Origin of the sequence: Kribbella sp. NPDC058245 (assembly GCF_042882005.1) — a bacterium.
Lineage (GTDB): Bacteria > Actinomycetota > Actinomycetes > Propionibacteriales > Kribbellaceae > Kribbella.
On record NZ_JBHVWY010000013.1, the window covers coordinates 15599 to 28076 of the forward strand.

Annotated in this window: 10 protein-coding genes; 3 read left to right on the top strand and 7 right to left on the bottom strand. The window is 67.7% G+C overall.

Annotated elements, in window-relative coordinates:
• Window positions 1-41: 41 nt before the first annotated feature.
• Window positions 42-551: a glutathione peroxidase gene (locus tag ACFVWG_RS27755; protein WP_391546354.1), complete on the top strand. Its 510-nt coding sequence runs from the start codon at window positions 42-44 to the stop codon at window positions 549-551.
• Between the two features lie 215 nt (window positions 552-766).
• On the top strand, window positions 767-1726 hold the full coding sequence (locus tag ACFVWG_RS27760; RefSeq protein WP_391546355.1) for a hypothetical protein: 960 nt from the start codon (window positions 767-769) through the stop codon (window positions 1724-1726).
• On the opposite strand, the gene ligD is transcribed toward ACFVWG_RS27760, so the two are convergent.
• The 5 genes from ligD to secD all read right to left on the bottom strand — a co-directional run bounded on the left by ligD (window position 1712) and on the right by secD (window position 9041).
• Entirely contained in the window at window positions 1712-2689 is a 978-nt protein-coding gene (ligD, locus tag ACFVWG_RS27765; protein WP_391546356.1) for a non-homologous end-joining DNA ligase, read from the bottom strand. The genes ACFVWG_RS27760 and ligD overlap by 15 nt on opposite strands.
• Window positions 2686-4683, bottom strand: coding sequence for an ATP-dependent DNA helicase (locus ACFVWG_RS27770; protein ID WP_391546357.1), 1998 nt, complete (start codon window positions 4681-4683; stop codon window positions 2686-2688). Before ACFVWG_RS27770 ends, ligD begins: the two co-directional genes overlap by 4 nt.
• 571 nt (window positions 4684-5254) lie before the next feature.
• A complete protein-coding gene (locus tag ACFVWG_RS27775; RefSeq protein ID WP_391546358.1) occupies window positions 5255-5899 on the bottom strand; it encodes an alpha/beta fold hydrolase in 645 nt (214 codons plus the stop codon).
• Between the two features lie 11 nt (window positions 5900-5910).
• Window positions 5911-6693, bottom strand: a complete 783-nt coding sequence (locus tag ACFVWG_RS27780; protein WP_391546359.1) for an EamA family transporter — start codon at window positions 6691-6693, stop codon at window positions 5911-5913.
• Window positions 6694-6740: 47 nt separating this feature from the next.
• Complete coding sequence (secD, locus tag ACFVWG_RS27785) at window positions 6741-9041, bottom strand: protein translocase subunit SecD (RefSeq protein WP_391546360.1); 2301 nt, start codon at window positions 9039-9041, stop codon at window positions 6741-6743.
• Between the two features lie 340 nt (window positions 9042-9381).
• On the opposite strand from secD, the gene ACFVWG_RS27790 reads away from it, so the two are divergent.
• Window positions 9382-10557, top strand: a complete 1176-nt coding sequence (locus tag ACFVWG_RS27790) for a S8 family peptidase (RefSeq protein WP_391546361.1) — start codon at window positions 9382-9384, stop codon at window positions 10555-10557.
• A 27-nt stretch (window positions 10558-10584) separates the two neighbouring features.
• Here the strand turns inward: ACFVWG_RS27790 and ACFVWG_RS27795 are convergent, their stop codons facing one another.
• Together ACFVWG_RS27795 and macS are read right to left on the bottom strand one after the other, a co-directional pair.
• Window positions 10585-11220, bottom strand: coding sequence for a response regulator (locus ACFVWG_RS27795; RefSeq protein ID WP_391546362.1), 636 nt, complete (start codon window positions 11218-11220; stop codon window positions 10585-10587).
• The gene (gene macS, locus ACFVWG_RS27800; protein WP_391546363.1) at window positions 11217-12341 is read right to left on the bottom strand and encodes a MacS family sensor histidine kinase; all 1125 of its coding nucleotides are present in this window, start codon (window positions 12339-12341) and stop codon (window positions 11217-11219) included. The genes ACFVWG_RS27795 and macS overlap by 4 nt, the downstream gene beginning before the upstream one ends.
• Window positions 12342-12478: the final 137 nt, after the last annotated feature.

Consider the following 12478-nt stretch of genomic DNA (forward strand, 5'->3'; position numbering starts at 1 on the left):
ACAGCGAGCGAAGTCGGGCGTGTCGTGTCAGCATTGTTCTCATGACGACTGTCTACGACTTCAGCGCGCGCCGGATCGAAGGCAATGAACAGTCTCTTGCCGATTTCCGCGACCAGGTGCTCCTGGTGGTGAACACGGCCTCGCAGTGTTCCCAGACCCCGCAGTACGCGGGACTGCAGAAGCTCTACAAGACCTACCGTCGGCAGGGCTTCTCGGTGCTGGGCTTCCCCTGCGACCAGTTCAACCACCAGGAGCCCGGTGACGAGAACGAGATCGCGAACTTCTGCTCGACGATCTACCACGTGACGTTCCCGATGTTCGCCAAGATCGACGTGAACGGTTCGCGGACAATCCCCTTGTACAACTGGCTGAAACGCGAGGCGGGCGGCCTGCTCGGCGGCCGGATCAAGTGGAACTTCACCAAGTTCCTGATCGGCCGCGACGGTGCGGTGATCGCGCGCTACGCGCCCACCAACACCCCGGAGAAGCTGGCCGACAAGATCGAGGCGGCGCTGGCGATGCCGGCCACCTCCCGGGAATCGAACGACTGACCCCGGCCCACCGCGCTCGGCGATCGATGCCGAGCGCAACTATTTCACACCCGCCTCACTGCGACACCTGAACAGGCCGCGTCGCAGCGCAGCGCAAATACGTCCGTATACCGGGCAGTTTTCTCACGCCTCGGCGAGCCGGTCTTGTCATCTCCGCCGGCACGCAGACCGGTCACCGTTGACTAAACCGGTATAGTTCGACATCTTGACTGCCCATGAGGACAGTCATCAGGACAGCCTGCGTTGCGATCGCCGCCGGTGCCGTCGCGGTGGCACCGATCGCCCCGGCCACCACCGCCACCGCCACCGGCGCCACCGGCGCGCAGAACTGCGGGACTCCCGTCACCTACGGCTATTACCGGCAGTGGCGCGATGTCGCCACCACGAAACCCGAGGACCGGGAGCCGAACGTCCAGCGGCTGAGCGAGGTCCCGCCGGAGATCGACATCGTGTCGGTCTTCGCGACCAAGCCGGCCGACGACCCGGACTTCTGGGTCGCCCTTCGCGACACCTACCTGCCCGCGTTGCACGCCCAGGGCACGAAGGCGGTCTTCACGCTGTGGATCGACGACTTCGCCAAGGCGCCGGTCGCCGACACAGCGGCGGCGTACGACGCCTATGCGCAGCAGCTGTACGACGAGTACATCGTCAACTGGGGTGTCGACGGCCTCGACGTCGACGTCGAGAGCACCCCGAGCGGCACCGCCCTGACTCGCGCGGCCGGCATCCTCAACGCACTCGGCAAGCGGATCGGCCCCAAGTCGGGCTCCGGGAAACTCTTCATCTACGACACCAACATGACCGGCACTCACCCGGTCTTCACCCGGACCTCGTCGAGCTACGACTACGTGATGCTGCAGGCCTACGGCCGTGGTGCGCAGACACTCCAGTCGACCTGGCAGACCTTCGCGAGCCGGATCTCGTCGTGCCAGTTCCTGCCCGGAGTCTCCTTCTACGAAGAGCGCGGCGCCCACTGGGGTGACACGCTCGACCCGTTCGAGACCAGCCGGGCAGCGTCGTACGCGCGCTGGCAGCCGACGGGTGGCGAGAAGGGCGGAGTGTTCGCCTACGCGATCGATCGCGACGGCAAACAGCCTGGTGACGACACCATCTCGACGACCGACTACAGCTGGATGAAACGGCTCGACGCGCTGGCCAAGTCAGTCGACCAGTAGGACATCGCTGGGGTCGATGTCGAGGCGCAGTCCGCGCCAGACCGGATGCCGAAGCCGGCCGTCGGCGGCCCAGCCGGAGAAGGTGACTTCGGCGACCAGCACCGGGTCCAGCCAGTGCGCACGGCGCTGGTCCGGGCCCGGGATGGTGGCCGGGTCGAAGGCCGGGCGGTCGATCTCCAGACCGGCCAGCTCGGTGCCGAGCATGTCGAGGGTCGCGAAGTCGAGACCCGAACCCACCTTGCCGATCAACAGCAGTTCGCCGTCGGGTTCGTCGTACGCGGCGATGTAGAACGAACCGATCTTGCCTTCCCGGTTCCCCTCCCCCGGATGCCAGCCGCAGAGGATGACGTCGCGGGTCTGCACCGGCTTCACCTTGATCCAGTCGGCACTGCGCCGGCCGGGCAGATAACGGGAACGACGGCGTTTCGCCACCACACCTTCGAGTCCGGTCGTCACGGCCAGCTCAAGAGCTTCCGCACCATCATCGAAAGCGGCCGGCGTCTCGTAGAACGGGTCACCGAGCTCCAGCGATTCGAGCAGGCCGCGGCGATCGTCGTACGTTGCCTCAAGCAACCACTTTCCGTCGAAGCGCAGCACGTCGAACAACCGGACCGACACCGGGACCTCGGTGATCAGATGCCGCAACTGCCGTGGATCCCGCACGTGCATCCGCCGTTGCAGCAGGCCGAACGACGGCGCCCCGTGCTCGTCGAGCGTGACGATCTCCCCATCCAGTACGGCGGGCAGCCGCAGCCCGGGTGATTCCGCCAGACCGATCAGCTCGGGGTAGCCGCCGGAGACGTCGCGACTGTTGCGGGACCACAGCCGGCAGACGCCCTCGTCGACCTCGACGACGACCCGGATGCCGTCCCATTTCAGCTCATACGACCAGTCCGGTCCGGACGGCATCTCCCCCAGCGCAGCCATCATCGGCAGCACCGGCGGACCGCCCGACGGGCTCATGTCGTCTGGAGTCTCTTCAAGGCGCCGAGCACCTTCTCACGATCCGCCGTCGGCCACATCGGAGGCAAGGAGGCGCGCAGGAAACCGCCGTACCGTTGGGTGACGATGCGGGGGTCGAGGATTGCGACCACACCGCGGTCAGTGCTGCGGCGGATCAGCCGGCCGGTGCCCTGCGCGAGCAGTAGCGCGGCGTGGGTCGCGGCGACGGCCATGAACCCGTTTCCACCGGCTTCGTCGACGGCGCGTTGGCGGGCCGCCATCAGCGGCTCGTCGGGGCGCGGGAACGGGACGCGGTCGATGATGACCAGGTTGCAGGTCGAGCCCGGTACGTCGATGCCCTGCCACAGCGAGAGCGTCCCGAACAGGGACGTCTCCGGGTTGTCGACGAACTCGCGCGCCAGCTCGCCCAGCTGCGCATCACCCTGGCAGAGGATGGTCAGGTCGGTCGCCTCGCGGACGGCGGCCGTCGCGGCCTCGGCGGCCCGGCGCGACGAGAACAGGCCGAGCGTGCGACCGCCTGCTGCGGTGATCAGGTCGATGATCTCGTCGAACTGTTTCTGCCCGAGACCGTCGCGATGCGGCGGCGGGAGGTGTTTGGCGACGTACAGGATGCCTTGTTTCTCGTACTCGAACGGGGAGCCGACGTCGAGCCCGCGCCACGGCAGCGGCCCGGTCTCGTTGCTGTCGTCGAGCTCGGGCATCTCGTCGTCGTCGCTGAGTTTGTCGGCCGGTCGCAGGCCGACCTGGCGCGCGATCGAGTCGAAGTCGCCGCCGAGCGTCAGGGTCGCGGAGGTGAGGACCGCCGTCCGGTCCTTGAGGACGAGCTCGCGCAGCAGGCCGGCCACGGTGAGCGGCGCGATGCGGAGCTCCCGACCGAACCGCTCCCGGTCGACCATCCAGACGACGTCCAGGTCGTTCAGGGCGGCGACGCGTTCGGCGACGTCGAACATCTCCTTGACCGCACCCTTGGCCTGCCGCTTGGCACCGTCCGGGTCGTCGTCCTTGTCGTCGGACTTCTTGTTCAAGTCGGAGTACAGCCCGCGAGCGGCGTCGCGGACCAGGCCGGCCGCATCCAGGACAGACGTGTTGGACGGTTCGATCCGGCCCTCGCGGGTGCCCTCGAGCGCCGCACGCAGCGCGTCGGAGGCGTCGATCAGGTCGTCGGCCTTGTCGTCGTCGACGAACCGCCGCGCCCGCTTGGCCGCGCGCTCGATCATCTGCGGCGAGAGCTCGTCACCGGCTGCTCCCGTGACTCGAGCAGGGAGCTCATGGGCCTCGTCGACGATGACGACGTCATGCTCGGGCAGGACCGTGCGGTTCTCGAAGGCGTCGATCGACAGCAGCGCGTGGTTCGTGATGACGATGTCCGCCTTGCGGGCCTGCTCCTTCGCCTTCTCCGCGAAGCACTCGTCGCCGTACGGGCATTTCTGCGCGCCGAGGCACTCGCGGGCGGCGATCGCCACCTGCTGCCAGGCCTGGTACTGATGCGAGGGCGCGTGATCGCGGTCGCCGGCCTCCCCATCGAGCAACTGCTGCTCGGCCCAGTCCCGCAGCTCCAGCACCTGCTGCCCGATCACCCCGGCCGGCGGGACGTCGATCAGCATGCCGTCCTCGTCCGGCGCACCCTCGCGAATCCGATGCAGGCAGGCGTAGTTGTTGCGGCCCTTCTGAATCGCGTACGACGGTCTGCGCGGCAGCAGCTTCTCGGTCGCATCAAGCAGCGCGGGGACATCGCGGTCCACCAGCTGCGACTGCAGTGCGAGAGTCGCGGTGGAGACGACCACGCGCCGGTCCTCGATCGCGTGCAGCAGCGCGGGCACAAGGTACCCAAGCGACTTCCCGGTGCCGGTGCCGGCTTGGACGAGCAGGTGCGAGCCGTCATGCATGGAGGTGTTGACGGCCTCGGCCATCTCCACCTGACCAGGTCTGGTCGTCCCAGCGATCCCGGACACAGCGGCTTCGAGCAATTCGCGTACGTCTACACCCACCGCCACACCCTAGCCCGCCCCACGGACAGAATCCGCCTCGTCGATCCCACCTGTGGATAACCCGTCGCGAGGCCCCGGGCTCAGGGTGTGGACGCATCACCTTGAGCACCCGTCACGCGAGACCCGTCGAATCGGTTGAACCGTGCACAAGGTCGGAGTGCGGTCGCACCTTGGGCACCGCTCAACCACTTTCCGGCCGGACAAATGGTTGACACGCGCCCAACGTCGTACCGCCGGGATGGTGTTCGCCCTGACTGGGCGCATCTCATGGGTGAACCCATCCGATGGTGGGTTCTGGACTCTCATGCGGGTGCAGAACCCACAAACTCATGGGTCAACCCAGCAGATGCCGGGAGGCGAGAAGGCCGTGGGAGGCCGGCGCGAGAGGCGAGGGTGGTGGCGGGATGAGAGGCGGTGGCGGGGTCAGGGGCGGTGGCGGGGTCCGGCGAGGTGGGAGGTTGGGCGAGGTCGGGATTAGGTGAGGTGGGCGGTTCGGCGAGGTCGGGGGCTAGGCGAGGTCGGCGGCTAGGTGAGGTCGGGGGGGCTCGGTGAGGCGGGGGGCTAGGTGAGGTGGGGGCTAGGTGAGGTGGGGGGTTGTGGCGGTTAGCCAGGGGGTGGGGGCTTTGGTGTGGATGCGGTGGCCGGCTGGGATTTCGGTGATGGTGGCAGTGGGGAGGGCGGCGGCGACCAGGGGGAAGCGAGATTGGTCGAGGTGGCTGGTGGGGCCGCCGGCTAGGAGAAGGGTGGGTGCGGGGACTTTGGTCAGGCCTTCCCACCAGGCTGGGTTGGGCTGGCGGAGGGCGGTGACCACGTCGCGGAGGACGCGGTGGTCGCAACCTCGGGCGAGGAGGCCTAAAACGTTGAGAACGACCGTGGGAGTGGCTTTGCGGGAGGGGCCGTGGTCCGCGGCGTTGCGGGGCGGGACGGGGAGTTCTTCGAGGACGAGGCGAGTGACTCGAGTTGGGTGCTCGATGGCGATCGCGGAGGCGATGAAGGCGCCCAAGGAGTTGCCAACTAACGCGAATTCGTCCAGGTGGTCGAGCTGGGAGAGGACGTCGTCGCGGAAGGCGTCCAATGCATAGGTACGGCGGCGCTCGGCCCCCGCGTGACCGAGCAGGGTCGGGGTGTGGACTCGGTAGCCGAGTTCGGCCAGGGGTGGAGTGAGTGCGTCCCAGGTGGCGGGGCTGCTGGCTGCGGCGTGCAGGAGGACGAGGTCTTTCATGCGGAATCCCTTCAGATGCTCACGAGTACGACGCCGGCCACGACCGCAGCAAGTCCGGCCAGGCGGGTGCGGGTGACGCGTTCATGGAGGACGACGAAGCCGAGGAGCGCGCCGAGGACGACGTTCAGGGTGCGGCCGACGGCGACCGTGCTGACCGAGGCGAAGGACAGGGCGAGCAGGACCAGGCCGTAGCTGGCCGGGGTGAGGATCGCGATCGGGATCGCTCGCCGCCACTCCCCCAGCGCTGCGCGGCGACCGCGGACCAGCACTGAGAGCACGACGACCTGGGCGAGGTTGCCGACGGCCAGATAGCTGAGCAGGTCGGCGTGGAGCGTGGTGATCGCGTAGGCGTCCCACAGCGTGTACGCCGCCGTACAGGTCGCGACGAGTAGTCCGAGCGCGATGCCACGGGTATGCGGTTGGATGCGGTCCATCAACAGAATGCCGCCGAGCACGAGAGCCGCGCCCGCGTACACGTGCCAGGACGAAGCGAGGGCAACGAGCGTGACGAGGACGGGAGCCGAGCCGCGACTGACCGGGTAGACGGTGGCGAAGTCGGCAGCGGCGTACGCCTTCTGGAGCGTGACGGCGTACAGGGTGTGCAAGGCCATGCTGATGAGGGCGGGCCACCAGGTGATGGCGGACGCGCGCAGGAGCAGGCCGACGGAGAGCGGAAGCGTGACGAGCCCGCAGAGCCAGACGAAGGCAGGGCCCTTGGTACTGACGGATTTCATCAGCAGGTTCCACGTCGCGTGGCAGCACGCGGAGGCCGTCAGCAGGGCAAGAGCGATCACGTAGACAGTGTCTACACCCTCGGCGTAGACACTGTCTATTCAGCGGATCAGACGACTGCCCCGCGGTCCGGCGCGGCGTCGCGGTCGACCTGAGCGCGCTTCGGGCGCGGCGGCGGCGCGGGGTAGCGCCGTTCGAGCTCGAGCAGCAGCGGCGCGGCGGTCAGGTTGGACGAGTAGGTGCCGACCAGGATGCCGAGCAGTAGCGCCAGCGAGAAGTCGCCCAGCGAGTCACCGCCCAGCACCAGCAGCGCGGACAGGATGAACAGGGTCGAGATCCCGGTATTGATCGTTCGCGGCAGCACGTTGACGATCGCGGTATCGATCACGGGCCCGAGGTTGTCGGTGGCCCGCGAACTGCGGGTCTCGCGGATCCGGTCGAAGACGACGACCGAGTCGTTGACCGTGTAACCGATGATGGTCAGGATCGCGGCCAGGAAGATGCCGTCGATCGGCTTGCCGGTCCAGGCGAAGACTCCGACCACGACGGCGACGTTCTGGAGCAGCGCAAGCACCGCGCCCGCGCCGAAGGTCCAGCGGAACCTCGCGGCCAGATAGGCCAGCTGCGCAAGCAGGGCGATCCCGAGCGCGATCAGGCCCTTGTTCCGCAGCTCCTGGCCGAGCGACGGACCGATGCTCTCGTTGCGAACCAGCTCGGCGCTGCCACCGATCCGCCCAATGGACTCGCGGACCTTCTCCGCCTCGTCGTCCGAGATCGTCCCGGTGCGCACGGTGACGTTGTCGTTGTCCGTCGCCTGCACGATGGCCGTCGGATACCCGGCCTCGCCCACCGCCGCGCGCGCCTGGTCCGGCGTGATCCGCTGCGCCGTACTGACCTCGAGCAACCGTCCGCCAGTGAACTCGATACCGAGATTCAGACCCCGTACGACGACGCCCGCGACACCGACCGCGATCACGACCGCGCTGATCAGCAACCACCGCCGACTGTGGCTCATCAACGCAGGACGCTTGTCCTCCAACCAGATGCGCACTCGACCGTGACCCGCGATGCCACTCAGGCCGGGGCGCTTCAGGACGAACTTGCGGGAGACGAAGAACTCGGCAAGGACCCGGGTGACCACCAATGCGGACAGCAGCGACGCCAGCACACCGATGCTCAACGTGACACCGAATCCGCGCACCGGACCAGCCGCCAAGAAGAACAGCAGACCGGCCGCGAGCAGCGTCGTGATGTTGGAGTCCGCGATCGCGGAGAAGGCGTTCTGGAAGCCGCTGCGCAGCGATCGGCGCAGGCCGTCGGTCCGCCCGCCTATGTGGTCTTCCCTGGCTCTCTCGAAGACCAGGACGTTGGCATCGACCGCCATCCCGATGGCGAGCACGAAACCGGCCAGGCCCGGCAGGGTCAGGGTGGCGCCGAGCGCGGTGAGGGCGGCGTACGACATCCCGGCGTACCCGATGAGGCCGAGGACGGCCATCAGACCGACCAGCCGGTAGACGAAGATGATGAAGATCGCGGTGAGCGCGAGGCCGATGATCGCGGCGGTCGCGCTCGCCTCGATGGCGTCCGCGCCGAGCGACGGGCCGACCGAACGCTGGTCGATGATCTCGACCGGGACCGGCAGCGAGCCGCCCTCGATCAGCGCGGCGAGGTCCTTCGCCTCCTTCTCGGTGAAAGTGCCGCTGATCGTGCTGGTCCCGCCGGCGATGCCGGTGTTGCAGAGCTGGTTGCCGCCGTTCGGATCGACCTGCGGGGCGCTGATCACCTCGTTGTCGAGGACGATCGCGATCTGCCGCTTGGGGGTGTTCACCGGCTCGCAGGCGGCCTTGCCGGTGATGTTCGCCCAGATCTTGCCGCCGTCGCCCTGGAACTTCATCTGGACGAACCAGCCCTGGCCCGGCTGCTGCGGGTCGATCATCCCGTCGGCGCCGCTGACGAGCTCGCCGGTCATCGCCGGTTGGGAAAGCTGCAGCACGCCCGCACCCATGTCACTGGGCAGCCAGATCTCACCCTTGGCCGTCTTGGCCGGCTTCTCGGCGACCTGGTTCAGCACCTCATGGAAGGTCAGCTGGGCAGTCTTGCCGACCACCTTCGCGGCTTCGCGCGGATCCTGGACGCCGGGGAGCTCGACGATGATCCGGTTCTCGCCCTGGCGGGTCACGTTCGGCTCGGCGACACCGAGGGCGTCGACGCGCCGGTGCAGCACCTGGGTCACCTTGTCGGTGATGTCGCTGGTGACCTTCACCCCCGGAGCGTCCTTCGCCTCCAGCACGATCTGCGTTCCACCCCGCAGATCGAGGCCCAGCTCGGGCTTCGCCGTCAGTACGACGTACGTCGAGGCGGCCAGGACGAAGAACGCCAGGAGCGCGCGGATGAGCGACGACCGGTTCACTACAGCCTCCGGGGATGGGCACCCGCAGTACGGGTGTCGTGACGCAGAGCAGTCACGGCAAGCGTGGAACGCACAGTGTACGAACCCGATTCAAGCGGTCGTCGAACAAGTTCACCAGCGATCGGGTCGCGGCTGGCAGGCCGATTTCACGCTCAGCGGGGGTGAACAAACGAACACCCACGGCAGCGCAGTGCCATGACATCAGTGCGCATCGGAATTGATTGACGCGTCAGGTGAGCCCGACCTAACTTCATCCTCCACCCCGTTCCGTAGCTGCACACGGACCGTCGGTGATCACCCCTCCGCCCCGGTGGGTGATGAGTTCCTTGAGGAGGAACCCGTGCGTCGTACCGTCTCGCTGATTCTCGCCGTGGGCCTGGCCCCGGCTCTCGCTCTCGCCACGGCCGGTGCCGCCGGCGCAACCGCTCCCGGCCCGGACCGGATCATCGTCCAGGTCGCCAAGGCCGAGCCCGGCGTCTCTGTCATCAAGGACACCTACATCGTCGAGCTGAAGAAGGGCCTGAAGCTCAAGAGCAGCCTGGGCATCACCCCGCAGAAGCAGTTCAGCACCGCGGTCAACGGCTTCAGCGCGAAGCTCACCGCCGTCCAGCTGAGCGCCCTGCAGAAGAGCCCCGACGTGATCGCGATCTCGCAGGACGTGCGGATCGAGAACGCCCTCGACACGACCCAGACCAACCCGCCGTCGTGGGGCGTCGACCGGATCGACCAGCGCAACCTGCCGCTGTCGAACTCCTACACCTACACGCGCACCGGTCAGGGTGTGAACGCGTACATCATCGACACCGGCATCACGCCGTCGCACCCGGACTTCGGCGGCCGCGCCACCTTCGACTTCAACGGCATCGACACCAACAACACCGATTGCATGGGCCACGGCACCCACGTCGCCGGCACCATCGGATCCGCGACGTACGGCGTGGCCAAGGGCGCCCGGCTGCACGGCGTGAAGTGGCTGGACTGCAACGGCGGCGGTACGGCGTCCTCCGCGATCGCGGCCGTGGACTGGGTGACTCGGAACGCGGTCAAGCCCGCCGTAGCCAACGCTTCGTGGAACTTCGACGCGAACACCACGCTGGAGAACTCGCTGCGCGCGATGATCAACTCCGGTGTCTTCCTGGCCGCTTCGGCAGGAAACACCGGCGCGAACTCCTGTGAGCGACTCCCCCGCAAGATCGAGACCGCACTGGTCGTCGCGGCCTCGGAGAAGAACGACGCGCGGGCGTCGTACTCCAGCACTGGTGCATGTGTCGACGTGTACGCGCCGGGTTCGGCGATCATCTCCACGCTGCGCACCGGCGGCAGCGGCGCGATGAGTGGCACCTCGATGGCGACGCCGCACGTCGCCGGTGTCGCGGCGCTCTACCTGCAGACCAACACGACTGCCACGCCCGCGGCGGTCAAGTCCTACATCGAGACCAACGCGACGCCGAACGTCGTCAGCGGTGGTACCACGGGCGGTACGGTCAACCGCCTGCTCTTCACGAACGGCCTGTAGTACAAGGGGGATCGGCGCCCCTGGGGACTACTCGGGGGCGTCGATCCCGTGCTCGATCGCGTAGCGCACCAGCTCAGCGCGGTTGTGCAACTGCAGCTTCCGCAGGGTGTTCTGCACGTGGTTCTCCACAGTGCGGTGCGACAGCACCAGTCGGGTCGCGATCTGGCGAGCAGTCAGCCCCCGTGCGACCAGCCGGAGCACTTCGGTCTCCCGCTCGGTCAGATGCGGTACCTCGGGACCAGCTCCGAGCCGGCGGTACTCCCCCAGCAGCAGTCCGGCCAGTCCAGCACTGAAGACCGCGTCTCCGTCGGCAGTACGCCGTACTGCGTCGTCGAACTCGTCCAGGGACGCCGACTTCACCAGATAGCCCGACGCACCGTTCTTCACAGCAGCCAGTACGTCGTTCTGTTCCGCGCTGGCCGACAGGACGAGCACCCGGGTGTCGGGGAGCGCTGCGGTGATCTCCCGGGTCGCATCGACCCCGGAACCGTCGCCCAACTGCAGGTCCATCACCACGACGTCCGGTCGCGTGGCCAGGGCGATCTTCACCGCACTCCCCACATCCTGCGCGGTCGCACAGACGTCGTACCCGCGACTGCCAAGGTCTCGGGCCACACCTTCGCGCCACATCGGGTGGTCGTCGACGATCATCACTCTGGTCATGCTCGGTCCACCTTCAACTCCCACTCGGTTCCTTCGCCTGGTGCGGTGCGGACGGTGGCGGTACCGCCCAAGTCGGTGATCCGGCCGCGGATCGACTGGCTCACGCCGAGGTGGCCGTCGGTCCGGGCCTGCTCCAGCTGGGCGGGCGTCGTACCGAGGCCATCGTCGCGGATCGACACCAGTACGGCGTCGTCGAGGTCCTCGACCACCACCCACGTGCGCGCCTCAGCGCCCGCATGCTTGTGCACGTTGCTGAGCGCCTCCTTGACTGCGGCAACCAGTTCGTCGGCAGCAGTCGATGGCAGGAGGACTGGTACGGCGGGGACCACTACGTCGATCTTGGTGGTGGCCAGCGGCAACAACTGGGCGCACAGGTCGATCCGGCCGCCTCCGACTGCGGCCGGGCGGCTGGACATCAAGGTCCGCAGAGCGACCTCTTGCTCAGCGGCCAGCTCAGCCAGCTCAACGGCCTCACCGCCGATGGCGTGACCGCGGCGCTGGACCTGTGCCAGCACCTGCAGGACACCGTCGTGGATCGACCGGCTGAGCCGCAGCCTCTCGGCAGTCGCGCTCTCTGCCGCGATCGCTTCCCGGAGCCGGTCACCAGCTCGCCGCAGGGTGGAGGCGGCGTACCCGACGACCAGTCCGGCGACCAGCAACAGCTGCACGTTGCCGAGCACCTTTCCCAGTTGATCGACGCCCCGCAGGGACAGCAGCGCCAGACTGACAGTCACTGCGCCCAGCAACCCGCCGTCGCGACCACGGGAGATCGCCAGGGCCAGCACCGGCCCGGCCACCCAGATCGAGGTCAGAACCGACGCACCACCGCGGATGTGGATCAGCGGCTGTGCGAGCAGCGTGGCGTACATGCAACCGACGGTGATGATCAGGTCGGCGAAGGCGAGCCGGGTGTTGCGGCGGCCCCAGCGCCGGCTGTAGCCGATCGACGAGACGACCGTCCACACCCCCATGACGACCAACTGCAGGATGGCGCCGTACGGGTGGACGATCGCGTCCCAGCGGGTCCAGACGCCGAAACAGGCGAAGCCGAAGGTCATCAGCCGGAACACGACCAGAGCACGCCACAACGGCTGCAGGAGGTCGACCGGATCGCGTTCCACCGGCACAGTCTGTCAACAACCGGGCCGGCCGGAGGAGAGGCGTCGTACTCGGTCGTCTGAGTAAGACCACTCATGGTGCAGGTTTCCCCGCTGCTTTCCCGGTTTTTTCCGCCATCTGCTTCCGGACCGGCCAGATT

Bases quoted from the DNA above. Each gene is read 5' to 3' on its own strand.
- ACFVWG_RS27755 (WP_391546354.1), top strand. From the start codon at position 42: ATGACGACTGTCTACGACTTCAGCGCGCGCCGGATCGAAGGCAATGAA.
- ACFVWG_RS27760 (WP_391546355.1), top strand. From the start codon at position 767: ATGAGGACAGTCATCAGGACAGCCTGCGTTGCGATCGCCGCCGGTGCC.
- ligD (WP_391546356.1), bottom strand. From the start codon at position 2,689: ATGAGCCCGTCGGGCGGTCCGCCGGTGCTGCCGATGATGGCTGCGCTG.
- ACFVWG_RS27775 (WP_391546358.1), bottom strand. From the start codon at position 5,899: ATGAAAGACCTCGTCCTCCTGCACGCCGCAGCCAGCAGCCCCGCCACC.
- ACFVWG_RS27795 (WP_391546362.1), bottom strand. From the start codon at position 11,220: ATGACCAGAGTGATGATCGTCGACGACCACCCGATGTGGCGCGAAGGT.